We start from the raw sequence: 24,424 nt of genomic DNA on the forward strand, positions 1-24,424 counted from the left end.
TCGCGCCGCTGCTGCGTGCTCGCGAACAGACCCTGCTGCCTGAATCAGTGATCCACTGCTGTTCCGGCCCCGCGCGGAACACGAATGTCCTCGACGATATGCTGGATGTGCTCGGGCGGCGGCGGGGTCATCTTGCAGACGATGACCGCGACGACGAAGTTGAGCACCATGCCCAGCGAGCCGATCCCTTCCGGCGACACGCCCAGCAACCAGTTCTCGGCGCTGTTGAGTTCCGGCGAGATGAACTTGAAGTAGACGATATAGCTGAAGGTGAACACCAGGCCGACCAGCATGCCCGCGATGGCACCTTCCTTGTTCATGCGCTTGGAGAAGATCCCCAGCAGGATGACAGGGAAGAAGCTCGACGCCGCAAGCCCGAAGGCAAAGGCCACCACCTGCGCCACGAAGCCTGGCGGATTGATGCCGAAGTAACCGGCGATCACGATGGCCACGGCCGCCGCCATGCGTGCCGCCACCAGCTCCTGCTTCTCGCTGATATCAGGCTTGAAGGTCTTCTTGAGCAGGTCATGCGAGATGGCTGACGAGATGACCAGCAACAGACCGGCCGCCGTCGAGAGTGCTGCCGCCACCCCACCTGCCGCCACCAGTGCGATGACCCATGCCGGCAGGTTGCCGATCTCCGGGTTGGCCAGCACGATGATGTCGCGGTCGATGTAGACCTCGCTCTCGTTGTCGGTGGGCGTGTTGGTCACCAGACGCTGACCGTGCTCACCGCGTGCTGCCTGGCTGTCGGCGCTGCCTTCGTAGCTCGGCTTGCCCGCGAAGGGGTCACCGCCACGCATCTGGATGATGCCATCGCCATTCTTGTCGACCCAGCCGATCAACCCGGTGTTCTCCCAGTTGTAGAACCAGCCCGGCAGCTCCTCATAGGCCGTCTCGTTGACGGTCTCGACCAGATTCACCCGCGCAAAGGCGCCAACGGCCGGCGCAGTGGTGTAGAGCAGTGCGATGAAGAACAGCGCCCAACCGGCGGAGATACGCGCATCCTTGACCGTCGGCACCGTGAAGAAGCGCACGATGACGTGGGGCAGGCCAGCGGTACCGCACATCAGCGCGGCGGTGATGAAGAAGACATCGATGGTGGATTTGGAACCCTCGGTGTACTCGCGGAAGCCGAGATCGGTCACCACCTGATCAAGCTTGTGCAACAGATAGACGCCAGTATCGTTGCCTTGTGCGTCCACCAGGGTGCCGCCGAAGCCGGTCTGCGGCAGCACGTGCCCCGTCATCATGATCGACAGGAAGACCGCAGGTACTAGGAAGGCGAAGATCAGCACACAGTACTGGGCGACCTGGGTATAGGTGATGCCCTTCATGCCGCCGAGTACCGCGTAGAAGAAGACGATCGCCATGCCGATCACCACGCCGACATTCACGTCCACCTCGAGGAAGCGCGCGAAGACGATGCCGGTGCCGCGCATCTGGCCGGCGACATAGGTGAAGGAAATGAAGATGACGCAGACCACCGCCACGGTACGCGCGACGCTTGAATAGTAACGGTCACCGACGAAGTCAGGCACCGTGAACTTGCCGAACTTGCGCAGGTACGGCGCCAGCAGCATGGCCAGCAGGACGTAGCCACCGGTCCAGCCCATCAGGTAGACGGAGGCGTCATAGCCGACATAGGCGATGATGCCCGCCATCGAGATGAACGAGGCCGCCGACATCCAGTCAGCGGCGGTCGCTGCCCCGTTGGCGATGGGGTGAACGCCACCCCCGGCGACATAGAATTCCTTGGTGGAACCGGCTCGCGACCACACCGCGATCCCGATATAGAGCGCAAATGATGCGCCCACGAACAGATAGGTCAGCAGTTGAACATCCATTGGCAGTGTCCTTGGCGATGTCGATCATATTGTTCTTATTCACACAACGGCGCGTCACGACGAGCGGCCTGCGCCCGGCGTGTCACTGACTCATTGCTCGTGCACATCGAAGCGCTCATCGAGCTTGTTCATCGAACGGGCATACAGAATGATCAGTGCGAGGAAGAAGTAGATCGCTCCCTGTTGCGCAAACCAGAAGCCCAGCTTGAAACCGAAGAACTGGATGTTGTTCAACACGTCCACCAGCAATATCCCGCATCCATAGGACACCACGAACCAGACCACGAGATAGCCCATGATCAGTTTGATATTGGCGGACCAATACGCCTTGGCATTCGCTTCCTTCATGATGGTGTTCTCGCATTGTTATTGTGATTGGCGAAATGAAGTGATTGGCGATCCAGAGATCGATGATCATCCGTCAGCGGATGATCCTAGCTCAGAGGTTGATGGGTATTTCCTGTCCCTTTTCAGGCATGACAGGAAACTTGGCGACTCGAATCTGACAGTAGACAAGCCCCTGCAACGCTGCAGGCTGACTTTAGTCGAGAATGTTAGCCCGCCCTGATCAACCAATATCAAGACCGATACATATCATTATAAATCAACAGGTTGCTTCATATCCTAAAGGTGCAATCCCTTGGTCTATTGGCCAAATGGGCGAAGAATGATGGGCGGATCGATCGACATGTTCTGCGCAGGAGACTCGCCGATGACGAAGGATTGGCTCATCGTCCAGACGCCAGATGCGACGTCTTGCGTGCAGGGATTCAGGCATCTGCGTGTCAATGGAGAGTGAGATATGCCCGGCATGGCTGCCGGAGCGCGGCACCTGCCATCCACAGTGCTTGGGACTCGTGGCGGGGCTGCGTAGAATGGCGCTTCCAGAGAGGAGAGCGACATGTTCCAGGGTTGGTGGCTGATCGCAGTGGCACTCGCATATATCGCGGTGCTGTTCACGATTGCATGGCGGGGGGATCGCAACGCCAAGAAACACGGGTCGCCGAATCGGCGCCCAGCGGTCTACAGTCTGGGGCTTGCGGTCTACTGCACCAGCTGGACCTTCTACGGCAGCGTCGGGCAGGCCGCGACCAGCGGCTGGAGTTATCTGAGCATCTTCATCGGGCCGATTCTGGCCTGTCTGCTGTTCTGGCCGATTCTGCTCAAGATGATTCGGGTCGCCAAACGCCAGAACATCACCTCGATCGCCGACTTCATCGCCTCGCGCTACGGCAAGACGCAGTCGCTGGCGGTGTTCGCCTCGCTGGTGGCCCTGGTCGGCACCCTGCCCTACATCGCCTTGCAGCTGAAGGCCGTCTCGAGTGCCTATCAGGTACTCACCGACACCAGCGATGTCACGCGGACCGCCTGGCTGGGCGATACCGCCTTCTATGTCGCGGCGATCATGGCGCTGTTCGCCATCCTGTTCGGCACCCGCCACACCGACGCCACCGAGCACCATGTCGGTCTGTTGCAGGCGATCGCCTTCGAATCGCTGGTCAAGCTGGTCGCCTTCCTGACCCTGGGCGTCTATGTCACCTGGGGCATGTTCAATGGCCTGGGCGACCTGTTCACCAAGGCCGACACCTATCTGGAGCTGCAACAGCAGCTGGAGACCCAGACCTTCGGCACCGGCTTCTGGGCCCAGACGCTGCTGGCGATGCTGGCGATCTTCTGCCTGCCGCGTCAGTTCCACGTCGCGGTGGTCGAGAACACCCACCACGATGACGCGCGACGTGCGCGCTGGATGTTCCCGATCTATCTGGTCGCCATCTCCTTCTTCGTGCTGCCCATCGCCGCCGCGGGCCTGACGATGTTCCCCGATGGTTCGGTGTCACCGGACAGCTTCGTGCTGGCGCTGCCGATGGCAGCAGACCAGACCTGGCTGACCCTGCTGACCTTCATCGGCGGCTTCTCCGCCGCCACCGGCATGGTGATCGTCGCCGCCGTCGCGGTCTCGATCATGATCTCCAACGAGATCGTCATCCCGTTGTTGTTCCGCCTGCGCTGGTTCGATACCGAAGCCCGCGACTACAGCCATATCGTGTTGCTGGCGCGCCGCCTGACCATCGTGATGATCCTGGCGCTGGCCTACGGCTTCTATCTGCTGATCGCCGAATACAGCACCCTCTCGGCCATCGGCTTGCTGTCATTTGCCGCCGTCGCCCAGTTCGCGCCCTCGCTGATGGGTGGCCTCTACTGGAAGCGCGGCAATCGTCTCGGCGTCATCGTCGGCCTGAATGTCGGCTTCGCGGTCTGGGCCTGGACTCTGCTCGTGCCGGCACTGGCACAGGCGGGCCTGATGCCGGCCGAAATCGTCAATCAAGGGCCGCTGGGCATCGACTGGCTGTCGCCGCATGGCCTGTTCGGCTTCCGCTTCAATGACCCGCTGACCCACGGCGTGATGCTGTCGCTCGGCCTGAATCTGTTCTGCTACATCTTCGTCTCGCAGATGACGCCGCAGCGCGTGGTCGAGCGCATCCAGGCCTCGCTGTTCGTCGACAGTGTCGAGACCCGTCAAACCAGCGTCTCGCGCCCCTGGACCGGCTCCACCTCCGTCTCGGACCTGCGCGTCCTGTGCGAGCGCTTCCTCAGCCACGAGCAGGTCGAGCGCGCCTTCGAGGACTACGCGCGCCGCAGCGGCCAGCCGCTGGAGCTGCATGCACGCGCCTCCATCGACCTGATCCAGTTCACCGAACGCTTCCTGGCCTCGGTGCTCGGCGCCTCCTCGGCACGCATCGTCGTCAACTCGGCGCTGCAGGGTCGCGGCATCGGCATCTCGGATGTCATCTCCATCGTCGATGAAGCCTCGCAGGTGCTCGAATTCAACCGCGCCCTGCTGCAGGCGACCATCGAGAACATCCACCAGGGCATCAGCGTGGTCGACCAGCACATGCGCCTGGTGGTATGGAACCAGCGCTACCTGGACATGTTCCGCTTCCCTGACAACCTGATTCGGGTCGGCGCGCCCATCGATCGCATCTTCCGCTACAACGCCCACAACGGCGAATACGGCCCGGGCGACCCCGAAGAGCACGTCGACCAGCTGCTGGATGCCATCCGCAACGGCGAGCCGCACCGCTACGTGCGCTATCGCCAGGATGACAGCGTGATGGAGATCCAGGGCAACCCGATGCCTGGTGGCGGCTTCGTCTACACCTATCAGGACATCACCCAGCAGAAGCGCACCGAAGAGGCGTTGATCCGCTCGGAAAACAACATCCGCATCTACACCGACAACGTGCCGGCGCTGATCGCCTACTTCGACAAGGAGTGTCGCTACCTCTTCACCAACCGTGCCTATGAAGCGGTGATGGGCATCGACCGTACCGCCGTGATCGGCGAGCCCGCCGAAGAGGCGATGCCGGAAGACATCTATCGCCAGCGCGCACCGTGGATGACGCGCGCGCTGTCCGGTGAGCGCGTCTCCTTCGAGATCTCGCTGGAAGCCCCGGAAGGCGGCGTGCGCTACATGCTGGTCACCTATACGCCGCACTTCAGCACCAAGGGCAACATCCTCGGCTTCTTTGCGCTCTATCAGGACATCACCGAGCGACGCCTGGCGGAAATCGCCCTCAAGGAGACCAACGAGAACCTGGAGGAGCGCGTGCGCGTGCGTACCCAGGAACTGTCGCAGGTCAACGAGGCCCTGCGCACCGAGAACCGCGTGCGCGCCGAGGCCGAGCAGGCACTGCGTCAGGCCAAGCAGCTGGCCGAGGATGCCAACGCCTCCAAGACACGCTTCCTGGCCGCGGCCAGCCACGACCTGCTGCAGCCACTGAATGCGGCGCGTCTGTTCACCTCCGCCCTCGCCCAGCAGGTCGAAGGCGAGATGAAGACCACCACCAACCACATCGACAACTCGCTGCAGGCCGCCGAGGAACTGCTCAGCACCCTGCTCGACATCTCCAAGCTGGATGCCGGGGCGCTGGCACCACGCCGCAGCGTGTTCCGCCTCTCCGACATCCTCAAGCCGCTCAAGGCCGAGTTCGAGGTGATGGCGGAAGACCGCGGGCTGGACCTGAAAGTGGTGATGACGCAGCTGGCGGTGGATTCCGACGGCCAGATGCTCAGACGCATCGTGCAGAACTTCCTTTCCAACGCGGTGCGCTATACCCGCCAGGGCCATGTGCTGCTGGGCTGTCGCCGCCTGGGTGATCGCATTCGCATCGAGGTCTGGGACACCGGACCCGGTATTCCCGAGTCGAAGCTGACCGAGATCTTCCAGGAATTCCGGCGTCTCGATCAGACCGAGCGTCACAAGGAGAGCGAGAAGGGCCTCGGCCTGGGACTGTCGATCGCCGAACGCATGAGCCGGGTGCTCGACCACCCGATCACGGTGCGCAGCTGGGTCGGCATCGGCACCGTCTTCGCCGTCAGCGTGCCGATCAGCAAGGAGCTGCCGGCGGCCGAGCTGCCGGATGCCATCCCGGCTCGCAAGCGCGCCGGCAACAAGCTGACCGGCACTCGCGTCCTGTGCATCGACAACGAGAGCCTGATTCTCGAGGGCATGAAGGCGATGTTGTCCGGCTGGGGGTGCGAGGTGTTCACGGCGACCTCGATCGGCGGCGCCAAGTCGGTGATCCGCAACCTGGATGGTGATCCGGATGCCATCCTCGCCGACTACCACCTCGACAACGAGGTGACTGGCCTGATGGCGCTGGACGCGCTGGATGAACGTCTGGCGGGCTCGGTGCCGGGCATCGTGATCACCGCCGACCGCACCGATGAGGTCGCCGAGGAAGTGCGCCGTGCGGGCTATCATCTGCTGCTCAAGCCGGTGCGACCCGCCGCGCTGCGTGCGCTTCTGACGCGCACCCTGCAGGCCAACCGCGCCGAGAAGCACACCAGTGGCGCGAGCGATGCCCCCGACGCCGCGACGGATGCCCCAGCCCCCTGATCAGGTGGGCTGGCCTGTCGCTCTTTCGACCTTCAGCTCTTTCACCCTTTAGCTCTTTAGCCTTCTAGCCCTTTCATCCATGACGCAAAAAGCCCGCCCTGTCAGCGACAGGGCGGGCTTTTTGTGGCTTGAAGGCGCGACTCTCGTGAAGAGCCTCAGCTCAAGCACTGACGCAGGATCAGGAGCGGACTTTCGGCGGCTCGACTTCCAGACGCTGGGCCGCGATGACGGCCTGGGTGCGCGAATGCACGCCCAGCTTGCGCAGAATGGCGGTCACGTGGGCCTTGATGGTGGCCTCGGACACATTCAGCTCATAGGCGATCTGCTTGTTGAGCAGACCTTCCGTCAGCATGTTGAGCACGCGGAACTGCTGCGGCGTCAGTGACGCGATCGCCTCGGCGAAGCGCGATTCATCTTCGGAAGACTCGCCCATGGCCTCGGCGATGTCCGTCGGCAGCCAGACCTCACCTTCGAGGATCTCGCCGATGGCTTCGGCGATGACATCCAGGCTGGCGGACTTGGGAATGAAGCCGGAGGCGCCATAATCGATGGCGCGGCGCACCACGTAAGGCTCCTCGCTACCGGACACGACCGCCACCGGGATGTCCGGTGTCTGGCCACGCAACTGGATCAGACCGGAGAAGCCGTGGGCTCCCGGCATGTGCAGGTCCAACAGGATCAGGTCGGCATCGGGATGGCGGGCAACGACTTCGTTGGTCGCTTCCATGCTGTCAGCCTCGACGATCTCCGCCTGAGAGGCGACTTGTCTAAGCGCCTGGGTCAGTGCGGCACGAAAGAGCGGGTGATCGTCTGCAACGATGAACTTCTGGGCAAAGGCCATTGAGTCTCCTCCAAAACCCCGATGGTGATCATCACCGACCTTCCTGGCCGGTCAACAATCGCCGTTATTTTCTGGCATGTTACCCCATAAAACGTGCGTTTAACAAAGCAGCCCACCATCGGAAGATGTACTGATGTTTCGCTCGGGGAACACGAGTATCGCACGGATTGATGCCCGGCGAGCGAACAATCCGTGCGCTGATTCTGACAGCATCCTGGGGATGGTGAGTCAGACAACCCTACCCGCAACGCGACTGGCATGCCAGCCGATCAGTGCGACACCGGCAATCAGCACGAAGCCGATCAGACTGGCGATATCCGGCACCTCCCCCCAGATGGCCCAGCCCGCCAACGCCGAAAACACGATGGTCAGATAGGAATAGATCGACACTTCCCCCGCCGGTGCAAGGCGATAGGCGGTGGTCATCAGAATCTGACCGCCGGCGGCAAAGATGCCGATACCCAGCAAGGCCAGCGCCTGAGGACCGCTCGGCATCACCGGATTCATCAACATCGGCACCAATGTCACCACGCTGGAGACCAGCGAGAAATGCAGCACGATGGTCGCCGAGGCCTCGCGCCCTCTCATCGCACGGATGAGCGTATAGGCCGCTCCCGCCAGCATTGCCGAACCCAACCCGACCATGGCGGGCAACAATGCCTCCACGCCGCCCTCGGCAAATGCCAGTTGCGGCTTGATGACCAGCGCCGCGCCGGAGAAGGCCACCAGCATGCCGACCAGCCGCCAGCCACCAAGGCGCTCGGCCAGGAAGAGGCCGGCGAACAGGCTGACGAAGAACGGTGATAGCTTATTCAGAATAGTCGCATCTGCCAGCAGCAGGTGATCGATGGCGTAGAAGAAACTCATCACGCCGCCAAGCCCGATCAGTGACCGCGCCATCAGCATCGGCTGGTGATGCCAATGGCCCAGCAGACGCGCGCCCGCCATGCGCACCATCACCACCGCCACGCCGAGACTGACCAGGTTGCGCACGAAGACCTTCTCGAACAGCGGCAGATCGCCGCTCAGCTTGACCATCGCCCCCATCAGCGCGAACGAGATCGCCGACAGGCACATCAGGACGACGGCGCGAGGACGATTCTCGCCCTCATGGGATGACGACGCGGCGGGAGAACTGGCTGGCTGAGAGGCGGGGCAGGATGCATCCGACTTGCCTGCTGACATGGGGGCGGCCTTGATCTTGAATTGATGGGGGAAATGCGCAGCGAGGCGCGAACGGCCTCCGCTGACACATGCGCTGCCGCGTCATTATCAAGCCAGCGCCTCCCAGATGGCCAACCTTTCACGTCTCGCACGGCGCAAAAGCGCGGGCTATGAAAGTGAACTGGCCGATCCCCACAGGCAGACGTGAATAGACAGACGCGCACAAAAAAGCGCGGGAGCCAGGCTCCCGCGCTTCGCTGTCGCTGCGTGTCTTGTCAGGCCTCGATGACCGTCACCCGACGCGTTCAGCGGTTGGCGCGCTGCTCGATCAGGTCATCCACCACTGACGGGTCCGCCAGGGTCGAGGTATCGCCGAGGCCGTCCGTCTCGTTGGCGGCGATCTTCCTGAGAATGCGGCGCATGATCTTGCCGGAACGCGTCTTGGGCAGCCCCGGCGCCCACTGGATGACATCCGGCGAGGCGATCGGGCCGATGTCCTTGCGCACCCACTGGGTCAGCGTCTTCTTGAGCTCATCACTGGCTTCGATGCCGTCGTTGAGCGTCACGTAGATGTAGATGCCCTGGCCCTTGATGTCGTGCGGATAACCCACCACCGCCGCCTCCGCGACCGCCTCATGCGCCACCAGCGAGGACTCGATCTCGGCGGTGCCCATGCGGTGGCCAGAGACGTTGAGCACATCATCCACGCGTCCGGTGATCCAGTAGTAACCCTCCTCGTCACGACGACAGCCATCGCCGGTGAAGTACATGCCCGCATAGGTGGAGAAGTAGGTCTGCACGTAGCGTTCGTGATTGCCCCAGATCGAGCGTGCCTGCCCCGGCCAACTGTCGAGAATCACCAGGTTGCCTTCGGTCGCTCCCTCGAGGATATTGCCCTCGTTGTCCACCAGCGCCGGCTGCACACCGAAGAACGGCAGCGTGGCGGAGCCAGGCTTGAGATCGGTCGCGCCCGGCAGCGGCGCGATCATGATGCCGCCGGTCTCGGTCTGCCACCAGGTGTCCACCAGCGGGCAATTGCCATTGCCGATCACGCGGTGGAACCACTCCCAGGCCTCGGGGTTGATCGGCTCGCCCACCGAGCCGAGCAGCCGCAGGCTCGTGCGCGAGCTTGAGTCCATCACGCTGTCACCGTGTGCCATCAGCGCGCGCACGGCGGTCGGGGCGGTATAGAGAATGTTGACCTGGTGCTTGTCGACGATCTCGCCGATGCGCCCGTGGGTCGGATAGCTGGGCACGCCCTCGAACATCAGCGTGGTCGCGCCATTGGCCAGCGGTCCGTAGACGATGTAGCTGTGGCCCGTCACCCAGCCGACATCCGCCGTGCACCAGTAGATATCGCCATCGTGATAATCGAACACGTAACGATGGGTCATCGCGGCATAGAGCAGATAACCACCCGTAGTGTGCTTCAGACCCTTGGGCGTGCCGGTGGAACCGGAGGTGTAGAGGATGAACAGCGGGTCTTCCGCGCCCATCGCTTCGGCCGGGCAATCACTGGACTGGCGGTCCACCAGCTCATGGAACCAGGCATCGCGACTGCCCCAGCTCACCTCACCGCCAGTACGCCGCACCACCAGCACGTGGTCGACACAGTCGGTGCCATCACGCTCCAGCGCCTCATCGACGTTCTCCTTGAGCGGTACGCGCTTGCCACCCCGCAGAGACTCATCGGCGGTGATCACGATGCGCGAGCTGGAATCGACGATACGCCCCGCCAGCGCGTCCGGCGAGAAGCCACCGAACACCACCGAGTGCACGGCACCGATGCGCGTACAGGCCAGCATCGCCATCGCGGCTTCGGGAATCATCGGCATGTACAGCGTGACCACATCGCCCCGCTTGACGCCCAGTTCCTTGAGGCCATTGGCAAACTGGCTGACACGCGCGTGCAGCTCGCGATAGGTGATCGACTGGGACTCGTTCGGGTCATCCCCTTCCCAGATGATGGCGACCTGATCGCCACGCTCGGCCAGATGGCGATCGAGACAGTTGTGCGCCACGTTGAGCTTGCCGTCCTCGAACCAGCGCACATCGACATCACCGGGACCGAAGTTGGTATTGCGGATCACCGATGGCGCATCGAACCAGTCCAGTGACTGGGCCTGCTCAGCCCAGAATGTCTCCGGCGCCTCGACGGACTGCTGATACATGACCTGATAACGCTCGCGGTCTGCCCAGGCGTGGGCGGCGACATCGGGAGTGACCGGATGAACCTTGGCATGTTCGCTCATGTGGAGTGACCTCTGACGGGTTGGCTGGCGACTCGCTGTCCCACGCGGCATGCGTGAAGCGCAAGCGAGCCGAGGCAAGTCCATTTCAGCTTAAACCCAAGCATGGGGGGGCCACACACTAGACCTTGGTAGATAAATTTTTGTTAATTATTTCAACTGTTTATCAACAAATTACACCAAGGTCACAGCGACGTTCGGAGGACAGAAACCGCCTGAAAAGACACCTACTGGCACGTCTCGCACTTTGCAATGACGCCCTGGCGAGCGAAATGCGCGTCAACGCGCAGTCGACGCATCGCGCGCCGGGTCATTCAATGGCCCGCTCAATTCCTGGCCACAGCGTCGACAGCGATAGCGATGACCGCGCTGGGCATTGGCATGGCGTCGCGAGCTGAAATAGTGCGCGGTATCGCAGCCACAACCATAGGCCCAGGGCGTCGGGCTGGCAGTCGAGACATCCATGCGATGCGTCACCTCCGGCGGGATGCCGTAGAGGTTGGTCATCACCTGCTGCCACTCGGGGCCATGCGGTTTGACACGCGTCTTGCCGGCGCGCTCGACCACCTCCATCACCACCCAGTGCGCGACCTCGTGGGGGACGGTCTGGCTGAGGAAGTGATGGCGGTTCTCGCTGAGCAGTTGCCAATTGAAGCGCAGCCGCTGGCGCGCCGAATCCGCCGTGCCCGCCGTGCGCCCCTTGAGGCGGCAGGAGACCGATGGCATGCGCAGCTCTGGGAACAGGACACGCGCGCGTGCCAGACATGCCAGTACCTGCGCCTCCAGCGTCGCGTGCAGGGCAGGCGCCGTCAGCGCCTCGAGCGCGGCGGCATCGGCCAGCGGCAGCGGCGTCGCGGGGGTCTCCCCCAGGCAGGCCAGGGCATGATCGGGCGCAAAGCGGTAACGGCTGACGACACGACGAGTGGATGATGACATGACACGATGACCAGACAGCAGGGCGAAGGAACGGATGAGCTGATGACGAGCGAGCGTACCACTCCTCGAGGCGTGAAATGATACACTAGCGCCATTCACGCCTGCCCGGCTCCCCTTGGTTCACCCCGGTAGTCTGGTGGCACTGTTCGACTTCTCCCCTTATCGCACGTGAGACTCCCCCATGGCCGAGCCTGTCCAGACCCAGCCGCTGCTGGATGATGAATCCCTCGACATCCTCGACGAATTCCTCGAGTCCGACATCGTCGGCCCGGAAGCTCTCGATATCATCAGTGCGCATGGCTTCATGCTGGCACTGGCCATCGCGCCGCGCGAAGTGCCCTCCAGCCTGTGGCTGCCGGAACTCTTCCAGGGACAGCCAAGCTATGAAAGCCCGCAGCAGGAAGCGGAAGTCGTCTCCCTGTTCGAGCAGATGCGCGCCAACGCCATCGATGCCCTCGAGCACGGCGTGCTGCCGGAACTGCTGTTCGAGCTGGAGCTGGGCGGTGCCGACCCGGTCGAGACGCCGATCGGCGACTGGTGTGCCGGCTTCATGGAAGGCGTGTTCATGGACGAGGAGGCCTGGTTCGGCTCCCAGGAAGAGGCGGCCGCCGAACTGCTGCTGCCGTTCATGGCCATCTCCGGCGTGTTCGACGATGAAGACCCGGAAATCGGCGAACTGATTGCCGACCCGATCGGTGCCCAGCGCTTCGTCAACCAGCTGCCGGAACTGCTGCTGGATCTCTACCTGCTCTACCGTGTCCCGCCGGAGAGCCCCAAGCCGTCGCCGCGTCGCAAGGGATCCGCCGCACCGGGCGCAGCCGGTATTCCGCGTAGCAAGCATGCCGGCAACAAGGGCGCTGGCAAGGGTGGCAACAAGAACGGTGGCAAGGGCGGCGGCAAGAAACGCTGAGCCCGCCATGGTGCTTTTCGCCATGCAGCCTTGAAAACGACAACGCCGGGCGGCCTCATGGGTCGTCCGTCGTTTTGGTTCCACGCAGCCGCGCCTGTTGGAACGGCTGAGAGCCGGTCAGCGCAGCCGCGTCACCAGGCTATCCAGGGTGCCATAGCCCCACTCGCGACAGCGCTGCATCAGCGGCCGACGCTGCCAGGCAGCCTGGGTGATCTCGACACTGTGGGCGAAGTGATGCTCGAACAGCGTGGCGACGTCGGCGGCGAAGCGATGGTCCTGTACCTCCTGATTGGCCTCCAGATTCCACTGCAGGCTCCAATGATCGAAGTTGCACGATCCCAGCGTCACCCAATCATCCGCCAGCGAGAACTTGGCGTGCAGAAAGCGTGGCTGGAATTCATGGATGCGCACGCCCGCCTTGAGCAGCCCGGCATAGAAGCGTTGTCCCGCCGAGCGCACGCCCGGGTGATCATGATATTGGCCGGCGATCAGCAACCGGACATCGACACCCCGGCGCGCCGCACGCTTGAGACGCCGCCGCATGCTGAAGGTCGGCACGAAGTATGGCGTGCAGATCCACAGCCGCTTGCGTGAGCTGCTGGCCTGATGCTGCAGGGAATGACGGATGGCCTGATAGCGGAAACCATGCCCCCAGACCACCCGCCCACGCATGCTCAGATAGCCCTCGACCCGGCACGCACGCACATTGATGCTGCGCACCGCCAGTCGGCTGCCATGGCCACGACTGGCCGCGGAGTCCCACACGCGTGCGAACAGGCGCACCCAGTCACTGATGCACGGCCCTTCGATGCGTATCGCGACTTCCGACCAGGCTTCGGCGAAGACATCCACCGCACCGAAGCCGCCGGTAAACCCCACCTCCCCGTCGACCACCAAAAGCTTGCGATGGTCACGTGTCAGATTGCGCCCCAGCCGCCACCAGGAGAGCGGATTGTAGATCCGCAGCTGGATGTCCGCCTCGATCATGCGCTGGCGGTCAGCTTCCTCAAGGCCCAGCGAGCCGAAGCCATCCAGCAGCACCAGCACCGTCACGCCGCGGCGGCGCGCGCCACATAGGGCATCGATCAGTACGCGACTGAGGTGGCCGCTCTCGGCCAGATACAGCTCCAGCAGAATGGAATGGCGCGCGGACTCCACTGCCTCCAGCATGCTGGGCAGAAAACGCGCGCCTTCCGGCAGCAAGGTGAATCGATTGCCTGATCGCCACATCCCCAGCATGCCTTGCCTCCCGTCATTCCCCTGCACGGCACGATGCCCATGTCGGTGCTCATGACGATGCACCGCCAGATGCTGCCACTGTGCGCTGTGTCATTACGTACCCTGCCACGGCGTCTGCGGGCAGAATGCGTATAATGTTCAATATCATGCTCGCGCTGAGCACTACCAGCCAGACCATGAAAACGTCGCAATCAACCCTCATTCATCGTCCCGATGCTTTATTCGTGAACGCCGACAGATTGTCGTTCCCGGTAGTCCGTCCTTGTCCACACCTTCGAGAGCCTCACCATGTCGCCAGTCACCTTAGTCTTGCGCCCGTTGCGCAATGTCAGTCGCCGCCTGCTGGACAAGTGGGTGGAGCTGCGTGCGGTGGAGCCCGACATCAATGCGTTGGACCATAGCGCCCTGAATCTCGATCCGACATTGCCGGTGGTCTACGTCTTCCCGTACCAGGCGCTGTCCGACGAGCTGGTGGTCGAGCAGCTGTGCGAGGCGCGCGGCCTGCCCTCTCCGACCCTGTCTCTGAGCATAGGCGACCTGCGACTGAGGCACTCTCGTCTTCGTCTGCTGCGACGCTCGCGCAGCGACAGGCGTCTGCTGTCTCGCCGGCTCGAGAAGTTGATCGCCGCACTGGAAGATGCCCCGAGTGATGTCGAGGTGCAGCTGGTGCCGGTCAGCGTGTTCTGGGGACGCGCCCCGGGCAAGGAATTCGGCTTCTGGAAGTTCATCTCCGCCGATAGCTGGCGGGTGACGGGCGTGTTGCGCCGCGCCATCGCGATTCTGGCCCATGGCCGCTCGGTGGATGTGCATTTCGGACAACCACTCAAGCTGCATGAAGCGCTCAGGGAAGGCCCGCAGGACTCGGCGCTGGCGCACCGCCGCATCTCGCGCCTGTTGCGTGTGCATTTCCGGCGCGTGCGTACCCGCCTGCTGGGGCCAGACCTCTCCCACCGCCACACCATGATTCGCAACCTGCAGAAGGCACCCGCCGTGCAGGACGTGATCAGCGAGCTGGCACGCGAGCAGAATCAACCACCGGCACGTCTGGAGAAGCGCGCCCTGCAGTATGGTCGCGAGATCGCCTCAAACATGGGCTATCCGGTACAGCGCTTTCTGGCGCATGCCCTCAAGCGGCTGTGGCACAAGCTCTACGACGGCGTCGAGGTGCGTGGCATGTCGCAGGTCAAGGCCATCGCCGGCGACTGCGAGCTGATCTACGTGCCCTGTCATCGCAGCCATATCGACTACCTGCTGCTGTCCTACGTGCTGTTCCACGAGGGCCTGATGACGCCCCACGTCGCGGCGGGCAAGAATCTCGACATGCCGATCATCGGCCCGATCCTGCGCCGTGGCGGTGCCTTCTTCCTGCGCAGAAGCTTCCGCGGCAATCGCCTGTACGCCACCGTCTTCGACGAGTACGTGCATCAGCTGATCACCCGCGGCCATCCGCTGGAATACTTCATCGAGGGTGGCCGTTCACGCACCGGCCGCATGCTGCCTCCGCGCCCGGGCATGCTGGCGATGACCCTGCGCTCCTTCCTGCGGGATACACACCGCGAAGTGGCCTTCGTGCCGGTCTACATCGGCTACGAGAAAGTCTTCGAGAGCCTGAGCTATCAGCGCGAACTGTCGGGAGCCAGCAAGAAGAAGGAATCACCGCTGGACCTCATCCGCGTGCTCGGCCAGCTCAAGCAGCCCTTCGGCAAGGTCTACCTGAACATCGGTGAGCCGCTCAAGCTGGGCGAATGGCTGGATCAGACCGCGCCTGACTGGAAGGCCAGCCGTCATCAGCGCCGACCAGAATGGCTGACCCAGGCGGTGCCGCAACTGGGGCATGAGATCGCCACGCGCATCAATGCCGCTGCAGCGCTCAACCCGGTCTCGCTGACGGCGCTGGTGCTGCTGTCCACCGCCCACCACGCCATCGAGGCCAGCCTGCTGCAACGCCAGCTGGCGATGCTGGTGCGTCTGGCCGACAAGCTGCCGGGTCGCCATGACCACAGCCTGCCCGAGGGCACGCCGGATGAGTGGGTCGCACACTGCGCGCATCTGGGGCTGGTCACCCTGCGTCCGCAGAGCCTTGGCGAGCTGGTGATCGCCACCCCGGAGCAGGCCAGTCTGCTGACCTGGTATCGCAACAACGTGCTGCACCTGCTGGCGCTGCCGGCGCTGATCGCCTTCGCCTTCCGCAATACGGCCCAGTACACCCTCGAGGCACTGGAAGACCAGATCAGTCCCGCCTGGCCGCTGCTGGTGCGCGAGCTGTTCGTCCCCGAGGCCCCTGAGCTGAAGGCGGATATCGCCGCCACGCTGGCTCTGATGAGCGAGGAAGGTCTGCTGGAGCATCAAGCGGCGACTGGCGACACACCGGAGCGCTGGTCACGTCCGGTGGCCAGCCAGGAGCCTTCCGAGCAGCTGCGCCTGCTGGCTCAGCCGGTACAACCGACGCTGGAACGCGGCTATCTGTTGATCGCCGCCCTGTTGCAGCACGGCAGCGGCACGCTGGACCGCGAGTCTCTCGAGAGCCATTCCGGCGCCCTGGCCGAACGCCTGACCCTGCTGTCGGGCCTCAATGCGCCGGAGTTCTTCGACAAGCGTCTGTTCAGCGGCCTGCTCGATACCCTGCTGGAACTGGATTTCATCTGGCTGGAGAGCGGCCAGCTATGCTTCGGCGATGCGCTGGAAGACCTGCAGGTGCACGGCCGCGATCTGTTCGATCCCGCCCTGCGCCATCGCCTGCAGCATGTGCGCCTTCGCGACAGCGAGAACGAGACCGAGAACAACGCCCCGACTGAAGGCATGGCCGAGGAGAAGCATCCAGCCCTCGACGACAGCGAGGCCGCTGACGACCCCATGCCAGCAGACCACAAGGCGCCCGACGCCTCCTCTCGGCGCGAATGAGATGAAGGGCCGAGGCCCCTTGATTCAAAAAAGCCCCCGCCGCGATCAGATCGCGAGCGGGGGCTTTTTCGTTTGGCGGGAGAGCGCGCTGGGACCGCCATCGTCAGGCATCAGCGCTATCAGCTATCAGCTATCAGCGCAGCGCCTGCTTCACATAGACGTCGTAGCGACTGGTCTTCTCCTCCACCACATGACTCGGCGCGAGCCCGCCGATCGGCTCCGCCTTACGCGGCCGCTTGACCACCACGCGATGCGTCGCGACTTCCAGCGCTGCCTCAAGCAGCGCCGGGGCATCCGCATCATCACCGGCCAGAGCTCGGAAGACACGCATCTCCTTCTTGACCAGGGCCGACTTGTCACGGTGCGGGTACATCGGGTCGAGATGCACCACCTGAGGTGGCTGATCCCACTGCGCTACCAGCGCCCCAAGCTCCCGCGTGGCATCACCGTGCAGCGCCTGCATGCGCAGCGCGATCTGGCGAATCTCGTCGTCCGCACAGCCCTGTGCCCGGGTGAGGCCATCGACCAGGATCGCCGCCGTGGCTGCCACGCGTTCGATCATCAATACCGGCGCCCCGAGACTCGCCAGCACGAAGGCATCACGCCCGAGCCCTGCGGTGGCATCGACGATGCTCGGCAGTGCGCCACGATTCAGGCCACAGGCGCGTGCGATCAGCTGGTTGCGCCCCCCACCGAAACGACGGCGATGATCGGCACGACCGGCGACGAAATCGACGCACAACGGCTTGCCGTATTCGCGCTCGTCTCCGGCGATCACCAGGCGCGGGGCGCCCTGCTCGTCCAGCGCCACCTCAAGTCTGAGCGCCGGCATCTCGTCATCTTCCCGCAGCGCGATACCGAAATGCGCCGCCAGCATGGCGAGTTCCGGGCGTGCCTGCAGACGTGAACGGGCAATGGCGATCACGGGAGCGGCATCGGCCGCTGCATCATGGGCAGCGAGGGAGTCTTCGGGTGGCAGCATGGATGGGCTCTATGAGAAACGGTGAAGAGAAACGGTGAACGCAGGGAAAGGAAAACTCGCATGGCATGCGATCAGGCTGACAAACGCCGACGGCGCCGCAAGAGCGACGCCGTAAGTGGACAAGCTTACGTCATCGCGCGCATGGCTTACAGCAGCAACAGCATGCCGAACAGCATCATGCCCAGCAGCAGGCGGTAGATGACGAAGGGCAACATGCCGATGCTGTCGATGGCCTTGAGGAACAGCTTGATGCACACCAGCGCGGAGACGAAGGACAGCACCACGCCGAGGGCGACATCGAACAACTGGGCCTCACTGCCGGTCTCGATCAGCTCCAGGCCCTTGAGCAGGCCGGCCGCGACGATCAGCGGAATCGACAGCAGGAAGGAGAAGCGCGCGGCGCTCTGACGCTCGAAGCCCAGCAGCAGCGCGGCAGTGATAGTGATGCCCGAACGCGAGGTGCCGGGAATCAGGGCCAGTGCCTGGAACAGGCCGATGATCAACGCGCCCTTGAGCGTCAGCGTCGCCAGATCACGCGTGCGTGTGCCCTTGACGTCCGCCCACCACAGCAGCAGACCGAAGACGATGGTGGTGGTGCCGATCACCGCGATCGAGCGCCCGGCCGTTTCCACCACATCGCCCAGCAGGCCGCCGAAGATCACGGCGGGCAGCGTCGCCAGCAACACCGCCCAGCCCAGGCGGCTGTCTTCGGTCTGGCGCGCCGCCAGCGTGCCGCCGCCACTGAACTGACCAAACCAGCCAGCGAGAATATTGGCGACGTCCTTGCGGAAGGCCATCACCACGGCCAGCAAGGTACCGACATGTACCGCGACATCAAACGCCAACCCCTGGTCCGGCCAGCCGAACACCTGGGAGGGCAGAATCAGGTGAGCGGAGGAGGAAATCGGCAGAAATTCCGTCAGACCTTGAATGACGGCCAACGCCACCACATGCATGAGTTCCATGAAACATCCTTTTAAGAGAGACGGGCCTCATTGGCCCACACGGACGACAGACATCGTCTGTGGCACTGCACGTGCCGTAGTGACAGAACAACGCTTTGCATCAAGCCGCGCCGCGAGTGTCGGGCGCGACATGATGATGCGTGAACCTTATGTCAGCCTTGGTTGAACCCACGATGACGCAACGAGATGGCAATCCCTGATGCCATCAGCGCCATGCCACCTCATTGCGCAGGTAGACCGGCTGGGCCTCGACCGCCGACACCGCTTCACCGCGGGCATACGCCTGGGCGGCCAGCATCACCATGGCCTCGGCATCCGGTTGCGGCTCGGGCAGTTGCAGCGCCAGGCTGGCGCGCACGCTCTGGGACAGCTCGTCGTGCATCACCAGACCCGAGCCGACCGCCAACCAGTCGTGTTCGCGCAGCGCCGCAGGCAGCTCCAGCAGGCCCGGAGCGCAGACCTGCTCGGGTAGCACCTGCTCGACCTCGATCTCGCCGTCAGCGCGCGTCACGACGCGATAGGCGCCGGTGTAGAGCTCGCCCATGCGTGCATCCAGCATCGGCAGCACGAAACGCGCGTGATGCAGGCGGTGGGCCTGCAGTGACAGGGCCGCCAGCGTCGAGACGCCAATCACCGGCACATCGAGACCGAAGGCGAGGCCCTGGATGGTGCCAGCAGCGATGCGCAATCCGGTGAACGAGCCCGGTCCGTGGCCATAGGCCAGGGCATCGAGGTCGTTGAGAGTCAGATCGGCGGCACCCAGCAGCGCCTCGATCATCGGCATCATGCGCTGGGTGTGCTGACGGGGAGCCTCACAGCGCTCGGCAGTAACAACGCCGTCTTGCCACAGGGCAACGGAACAGGCGGAAGAGGATGCATCGATGGCCAGAAGCGTGGTCATGGGCGGTTCGTCGTCAGAAAAATGTGACGCGATTCTACCCGTCCCCCGCGGGCAGCAAAAGACGCAGGCTGTCCACGGCAGGTGTCGGTCACGGGCGTCACTCCTGCTGCAACCCCCAAGCCCACGCCGGCAAGCGGTCTGCCGCAACGCCTGATTCCTGATTCGCGCCAGTATGCGAAGAACAAGAAAACGCCCGCAGACAATGTCTGCGGGCGTTCTTCGTCAGGCGGCCGGCTTCACCAGCGCGATCAGACCTGTTCCATCTGAGCCACCTGAAACGTGCCAGGCAATCAGTGCTCCAGTGCGCTGACCAGCTGGGCACGAATGTCGTCGACCGAGCCGACGCCTTCGATGCGGTGGTAGGCCGGTGCCTGGGCATCGCCAGTGGCAGACCAGCTGGAGTAGTACTCGACCAGCGGTTCCGTCTGCTCGTGATAGACGGACAGACGGTTGCGTACGGTGGCTTCGCGATCGTCTTCACGCTGGATCAGGGCTTCGCCGGTGACGTCGTCCTTGCCTTCTTCGCGCGGCGGGTTGTACTCGATGTGATAGACGCGACCGGAATCCGGGTGCACACGACGACCGGACAGACGCTTGACGATCTCTTCGTCAGCGACGGCGATCTCGACCACGTGGTCCAGCTTCACGCCTGCTTCCTTCATGGCGTCAGCCTGCGGAATGGTGCGCGGGAAGCCGTCGAACAGGAAGCCGTTCTCGCAATCGGGCTGGCTGATGCGCTCCTTGACCAGGGCGATGATGATCTCGTCGGACACCAGTCCGCCGGTATTCATGATCTCCTTGACCTTGAGTCCCAGCTCGCTGCCGGCCTTGACCGCGGCGCGCAGCATGTCTCCGGTGGAGATCTGCGGGATATTGAAACGCTCGCAGATGAACTGGGCCTGGGTGCCCTTGCCGGCGCCGGGGGCGCCCAACAGGATCAAACGCATCGGTACTGCTCCTTGAGTGTGCAGATGAAAAGCATCAAACGGGTGTAAAGGGTCATCTGGCGCTGGTGCACCTTGCCCTCGGCGGCAGATAGCCATCCAAGGCGCTCTGGTCGTCGACACGATCGAGGTGAAGCGGCGAAGCTCGCGGCGTCGAGACGCTCGACTACCTCATGAGGGCCGAACGCATCGAGCGTATCGATGACCAGGATGAATATGGGTAGCGGACCAATATGTGCTGCGCGAAACGACGGCGCGCACGGATGATCTCATTATGTCATCGCCATGCAATGTAGAGCTGACGATACCGTTCACACGACGCCGGCACAAGCACACCAAAGGCGCGTATGCCGCCCTTTGGCACTGTTTTGGCGCGCAGGAGGGCCTGTCGTCCTCCTCGCCGGTTCACGACCTGCCATACACGGCTGTCATGACACGAAAACGCCCCCTGCGGCACGCGGTCGCAGAGGGCGTCTTTCCACTCACGCCGGGCCACCTTGCTCAGTCGCCATGGCGTGATCAGGCTGAGTCATGTCAGCCGTTGGTGTGCCAATGTCTCACTCGGTCACGTCTTCCGCCTGGCTGCTGCGGCGCAGGCGCACGGCCTTGGCGCGCTTGCTGCGCAGACGAATGTTGAGCATTTCCACCGCCAGCGAGAAGGCCATCGCCACGTAGATGTAGCCCTTGGGCACGTGAACACCGAAGCCTTCGACCATCAGCATCATGCCGACCATGATCAGGAAGGACAGTGCCAGCATCTTGATGGTCGGATGACGATCGACGAAATCACCGATGGGCTTGGCAGCCACCATCATGATGCCCACCGAGATGACGATGGCGATGACCATCACCATCAGGTGATCGACCATGCCCACCGCCGTGATCACCGAATCCAGCGAGAAGACGATATCGATCAAGGCGATCTGGACCATGATCGCCATGAAGCTGGCGCTGCCCTTCTTCGCGCCCTCTTCGGCGGGGTCTTCGCCTTCCAGATTGGCGTGTATCTCGTGGGTGCTCTTGCCGAGCAGGAACAGGCCCCCGAAGACCAGAATCAGATCACGTCCCGAGAAGCTGAAGTCGGCCACGCTGAACAGGGGCGCGGTCAGCGACATCAGCCATGACAACGACATCAACAGCACGATGCGCATGCCCATCGCCAGGCCCAGGCCGATCATGCGCCCGCGCTGACGCTGGGACTCGGGCAGCCGCGCGACCAGTATCGACAGGAAGATGATGTTGTCGATGCCCAGCACGATCTCGAGCGCGGTCAGGGTCGCCAGAGCCACCCATGCCGAAGGGTCCATCAACCATTCCATTGTCTTGCTCCTTGTGTGTTGCGAGAACCGGCCTTCCCGGGTCGTGCCAGCACGATGCGGCAGATCGCGGCAGGTTGGCGGGAAGCATCGCATGTTGTGCAGGGCAGCAACAGCTGTCGCCGCCCTGCCACGCCAACGCACACGCACAAAAAACGGCCTCCCGAAGGAGGCCGTTCTGTCGACAGGCCATCTGGCACCTGCCCTTGTCATGCAAGGTACGGATCAGAGCAGCAGACGACGCACGTCGGTCAGCACCTGAGCCAGATACGCCGTGAAGCGTGCTGCATCCGCCCCGTTCACCGCACGGTGATCGTAGGACAGTGACAGCGGCATCATCAGACGCGGCTGGAAGGCAGCGCCGTCCCACACCGGCTTCATCTGCGCCTTGGAGACGCCCAGGATGGCGACTTCCGGCGTGTTGACGATCGGTGTGAAGGCAGTACCGCCAATGGAGCCAAGGCTCGAGATGGTGAAGCAACCACCGGTCATCTCTTCGCGCTTGAGCTTCTTGGTCTGTGCCTTCTTGGCCAGCTCCACGGATTCGCGGGCCAGCTCCAGCAGGCTCTTCTGATCCGCATTGCGGATCACCGGCACCATCAGGCCGTCCGGCGTATCCACCGCGATACCGATGTGCACGTACTTCTTGTGCACCAGGGTCTCGCCGTCAGATTTGAGGCTGACGTTGAACTGCGGATACTTGGCCAGCGCGTGGGCAGCCGCCTTGATCATGAACGGCAGCGGCGTGAGCTTGGCACCTGCCGCTTCCGCCTCGGCCTTCATGGACTTGCGGAAGGCCTCGAGCTCGGTGATGTCAGCTTCATCGAACTGGGTCACGTGCGGGACGTTGAGCCAGCTGCGATGCAGATTGGTGGCACCGGCCTTCATCAGGCGGCCCATCTTCTTCTCTTCGATCTCACCGAACTGACTGAAGTCCTGATCCGGCACCTGCGGGATACCGGCACCGCCGGTGGCCTGCGCGGCAGGGGCTGCCGGTGCGGACTTGGCCTTCTGCATCATCTGCTTGACGTAGGCCTGGACATCTTCCTTCACCACACGGCCCTTCGGGCCGCTGCCGGAGACGTCTGCCAGATCGACACCGAACTCACGTGCCAGCAGGCGAACCGCAGGCCCTGCGTGGACCTTGGCACCCTTGCTCGGCTTGTGAGCGGCCATCTGGGCTTCCGGGCTCGGCGCACCGGCCGGTGTCGGAGCCGGCTTCTGCTCGCTCTTCTCCGCCTTGGGAGCAGCCGGCGCTTCGGACTTGGCAGCCTTCGGCGCAGGCGCGGCACCCGCGACCTCGATGTAACCGATCAGGTCACCCTCGGAGACGGTGTCACCTTCCTTGACGGAAAGCTCCACCACCTTGCCCTTGTAGGGGCTCGGGATGTCCATGGTCGCCTTGTCGGACTCGAGCGTGATCAGCGCGTCTTCTTCGTTGACCTCATCACCGACGGCCACGGCCATCTCGATGATCGGCACGCTGTCGCTGCCGGAGAGATCCGGGACACGCAATTCCTTGCGCTCCGGCTCACCGGAGGCCGGCTCTTCTTCAGCAGCCGGTGCCTCGGAAGACGTGTCTTCAGAGGAGGACTCGGAGGAAGACGCCTGCTCGGCCGGCGCGGAATCAGACGCGCTGTCACCGCCTTCACCGGCGATTTCCATCTGACCGATGACATCACCGGAAGAGACGCTGTCGCCTTCCTTGACGGTCAGCTTGACGATCTTGCCCTTGTGCGGGCTCGGGACGTCCATGCTGGCCTTGTCGGATTCCAGCGTGATCAGCGCATCTTCGGCGTCGACTTCGTCGCCTTCGGAGACGGCCATCTCGATGATCGGCACGGCCTCGGAGTCGCCCAGGTCCGGCACGACGATGTCGACGGTCCGGGTGCCACCGGAAGCGGCCTTCGGTGCAGAAGCGGACTCTTTCGACGCTTGCTGCTCAGAGGCTTCCTGCTTGGGAGCCTCTTCCTTCGGCGCTTCCTGCTCCTCAGAAGCGTCAGAGGAGGTGTCACCACCGCCTTCGGCTTCCAGCTCCAGGATATCGTCGCCTTCGGAGACGGTGTCGCCTTCCTTGACGAGAATCTTCACCACCTTGCCGCCCTTCGGTGCCGGCACATCCATGCTGGCCTTGTCGGACTCAAGAGTGATCATGGTGTCTTCGGCGGAGATGACATCTCCGACCGCCACCGCTATCTCGATGATCTCGACATCGGAACTACCGCCAATGTCGGGAACCTTGATGATTTCGCTGCTCAAGATCGTGCTCCTTCCAAAACGTGCACGGGGAGCGGCACCCGATTCACCTTCGCATCATCTTGATGTCGAG

16 protein-coding genes are annotated in these 24,424 nt (G+C 63.3%); 3 read left to right on the forward strand and 13 right to left on the reverse strand.

Going from position 1 to position 24,424, the window contains the following annotated elements; genetic code table 11:
* Positions 1-44: 44 nt before the first annotated feature.
* Positions 45-1,847: a sodium:solute symporter family protein gene (locus tag F8A90_RS14795; RefSeq protein ID WP_200017669.1), complete on the reverse strand. Its 1,803-nt coding sequence runs from the start codon at positions 1,845-1,847 to the stop codon at positions 45-47.
* Positions 1,848-1,937: 90 nt separating this feature from the next.
* Positions 1,938-2,195 (reverse strand): DUF4212 domain-containing protein, encoded by a 258-nt coding sequence (locus F8A90_RS14800; protein ID WP_043333789.1) that lies wholly within the window; start codon positions 2,193-2,195, stop codon positions 1,938-1,940.
* A 553-nt stretch (positions 2,196-2,748) separates the two neighbouring features.
* On the opposite strand from F8A90_RS14800, the gene F8A90_RS14805 reads away from it, so the two are divergent.
* Positions 2,749-6,747 carry a hybrid sensor histidine kinase/response regulator gene (locus F8A90_RS14805; RefSeq protein WP_200017672.1) on the forward strand — a complete coding sequence of 1,333 codons (3,999 nt, stop codon included), beginning with the start codon at positions 2,749-2,751 and terminating at the stop codon, positions 6,745-6,747.
* 178 nt (positions 6,748-6,925) lie between these two features.
* On the opposite strand, the gene F8A90_RS14810 is transcribed toward F8A90_RS14805, so the two are convergent.
* From F8A90_RS14810 to F8A90_RS14825, 4 genes are all read right to left on the reverse strand, one after another.
* Complete coding sequence (locus F8A90_RS14810; protein ID WP_043333788.1) at positions 6,926-7,588, reverse strand: response regulator; 663 nt, start codon at positions 7,586-7,588, stop codon at positions 6,926-6,928.
* Positions 7,589-7,816: 228 nt separating this feature from the next.
* Complete coding sequence (locus F8A90_RS14815; protein WP_233593354.1) at positions 7,817-8,773, reverse strand: DMT family transporter; 957 nt, start codon at positions 8,771-8,773, stop codon at positions 7,817-7,819.
* 284 nt (positions 8,774-9,057) lie between these two features.
* On the reverse strand, positions 9,058-11,004 hold the full coding sequence (acs, locus tag F8A90_RS14820; RefSeq protein ID WP_200017674.1) for an acetate--CoA ligase: 1,947 nt from the start codon (positions 11,002-11,004) through the stop codon (positions 9,058-9,060).
* Positions 11,005-11,280: 276 nt separating this feature from the next.
* Positions 11,281-11,937 (reverse strand): SprT family zinc-dependent metalloprotease, encoded by a 657-nt coding sequence (locus F8A90_RS14825; protein ID WP_200017676.1) that lies wholly within the window; start codon positions 11,935-11,937, stop codon positions 11,281-11,283.
* 181 nt (positions 11,938-12,118) lie between these two features.
* Here F8A90_RS14825 and F8A90_RS14830 point away from each other — a divergent pair, with 181 nt between their 5' ends.
* Entirely contained in the window at positions 12,119-12,847 is a 729-nt protein-coding gene (locus F8A90_RS14830; protein ID WP_200017678.1) for a YecA/YgfB family protein, read from the forward strand.
* A 117-nt stretch (positions 12,848-12,964) separates the two neighbouring features.
* On the opposite strand, the gene F8A90_RS14835 is transcribed toward F8A90_RS14830, so the two are convergent.
* Complete coding sequence (locus F8A90_RS14835; RefSeq protein WP_200017679.1) at positions 12,965-14,086, reverse strand: phospholipase D-like domain-containing protein; 1,122 nt, start codon at positions 14,084-14,086, stop codon at positions 12,965-12,967.
* 288 nt (positions 14,087-14,374) lie between these two features.
* Here F8A90_RS14835 and plsB point away from each other — a divergent pair, with 288 nt between their 5' ends.
* A complete protein-coding gene (gene plsB / locus F8A90_RS14840) occupies positions 14,375-16,987 on the forward strand; it encodes a glycerol-3-phosphate 1-O-acyltransferase PlsB (protein ID WP_200017693.1) in 2,613 nt (870 codons plus the stop codon).
* A 133-nt stretch (positions 16,988-17,120) separates the two neighbouring features.
* Here the strand turns inward: plsB and F8A90_RS14845 are convergent, their stop codons facing one another.
* The 6 genes from F8A90_RS14845 to aceF form a co-directional block, all read right to left on the reverse strand.
* Positions 17,121-17,819: a class I SAM-dependent methyltransferase gene (locus tag F8A90_RS14845; RefSeq protein ID WP_233593662.1), complete on the reverse strand. Its 699-nt coding sequence runs from the start codon at positions 17,817-17,819 to the stop codon at positions 17,121-17,123.
* A 296-nt stretch (positions 17,820-18,115) separates the two neighbouring features.
* Positions 18,116-18,934: an undecaprenyl-diphosphate phosphatase gene (locus F8A90_RS14850; RefSeq protein ID WP_200017695.1), complete on the reverse strand. Its 819-nt coding sequence runs from the start codon at positions 18,932-18,934 to the stop codon at positions 18,116-18,118.
* A gap of 205 nt (positions 18,935-19,139) precedes the next feature.
* Positions 19,140-19,835, reverse strand: coding sequence for a tRNA (adenosine(37)-N6)-threonylcarbamoyltransferase complex dimerization subunit type 1 TsaB (tsaB, locus tag F8A90_RS14855; protein WP_200017700.1), 696 nt, complete (start codon positions 19,833-19,835; stop codon positions 19,140-19,142).
* A 290-nt stretch (positions 19,836-20,125) separates the two neighbouring features.
* Entirely contained in the window at positions 20,126-20,782 is a 657-nt protein-coding gene (adk, locus tag F8A90_RS14860) for an adenylate kinase (RefSeq protein WP_131432716.1), read from the reverse strand.
* Positions 20,783-21,336: 554 nt separating this feature from the next.
* Positions 21,337-22,098 carry a TerC family protein gene (locus F8A90_RS14865; protein WP_043333781.1) on the reverse strand — a complete coding sequence of 254 codons (762 nt, stop codon included), beginning with the start codon at positions 22,096-22,098 and terminating at the stop codon, positions 21,337-21,339.
* 222 nt (positions 22,099-22,320) lie between these two features.
* The gene (gene aceF, locus F8A90_RS14870; RefSeq protein WP_200017705.1) at positions 22,321-24,354 is read right to left on the reverse strand and encodes a pyruvate dehydrogenase complex dihydrolipoyllysine-residue acetyltransferase; all 2,034 of its coding nucleotides are present in this window, start codon (positions 24,352-24,354) and stop codon (positions 22,321-22,323) included.
* Positions 24,355-24,424 lie beyond the last annotated feature (70 nt).

The organism is Cobetia sp. cqz5-12 (genome assembly GCF_016495405.1).
In the GTDB taxonomy this organism is placed as follows: Bacteria; Pseudomonadota; Gammaproteobacteria; order Pseudomonadales; family Halomonadaceae; genus Cobetia.

What these genes read in the sequence shown, in the direction of transcription:
- F8A90_RS14865 (WP_043333781.1), bottom strand. Translation starts at nt 22,098, where the DNA reads ATGGAATGGTTGATGGACCCTTCGGCATGGGTGGCTCTGGCGACCCTG.
- acs (WP_200017674.1), bottom strand. Translation starts at nt 11,004, where the DNA reads ATGAGCGAACATGCCAAGGTTCATCCGGTCACTCCCGATGTCGCCGCC.
- F8A90_RS14810 (WP_043333788.1), bottom strand. Translation starts at nt 7,588, where the DNA reads ATGGCCTTTGCCCAGAAGTTCATCGTTGCAGACGATCACCCGCTCTTT.
- F8A90_RS14835 (WP_200017679.1), bottom strand. Translation starts at nt 14,086, where the DNA reads ATGCTGGGGATGTGGCGATCAGGCAATCGATTCACCTTGCTGCCGGAA.
- F8A90_RS14830 (WP_200017678.1), top strand. Translation starts at nt 12,119, where the DNA reads ATGGCCGAGCCTGTCCAGACCCAGCCGCTGCTGGATGATGAATCCCTC.
- F8A90_RS14795 (WP_200017669.1), bottom strand. Translation starts at nt 1,847, where the DNA reads ATGGATGTTCAACTGCTGACCTATCTGTTCGTGGGCGCATCATTTGCG.
- F8A90_RS14815 (WP_233593354.1), bottom strand. Translation starts at nt 8,773, where the DNA reads ATGTCAGCAGGCAAGTCGGATGCATCCTGCCCCGCCTCTCAGCCAGCC.
- tsaB (WP_200017700.1), bottom strand. Translation starts at nt 19,835, where the DNA reads ATGACCACGCTTCTGGCCATCGATGCATCCTCTTCCGCCTGTTCCGTT.
- plsB (WP_200017693.1), top strand. Translation starts at nt 14,375, where the DNA reads ATGTCGCCAGTCACCTTAGTCTTGCGCCCGTTGCGCAATGTCAGTCGC.
- adk (WP_131432716.1), bottom strand. Translation starts at nt 20,782, where the DNA reads ATGCGTTTGATCCTGTTGGGCGCCCCCGGCGCCGGCAAGGGCACCCAG.
- F8A90_RS14850 (WP_200017695.1), bottom strand. Translation starts at nt 18,934, where the DNA reads ATGGAACTCATGCATGTGGTGGCGTTGGCCGTCATTCAAGGTCTGACG.
- F8A90_RS14805 (WP_200017672.1), top strand. Translation starts at nt 2,749, where the DNA reads ATGTTCCAGGGTTGGTGGCTGATCGCAGTGGCACTCGCATATATCGCG.
- F8A90_RS14825 (WP_200017676.1), bottom strand. Translation starts at nt 11,937, where the DNA reads ATGTCATCATCCACTCGTCGTGTCGTCAGCCGTTACCGCTTTGCGCCC.
- F8A90_RS14800 (WP_043333789.1), bottom strand. Translation starts at nt 2,195, where the DNA reads ATGAAGGAAGCGAATGCCAAGGCGTATTGGTCCGCCAATATCAAACTG.
- F8A90_RS14845 (WP_233593662.1), bottom strand. Translation starts at nt 17,819, where the DNA reads ATGCCGGCGCTCAGACTTGAGGTGGCGCTGGACGAGCAGGGCGCCCCG.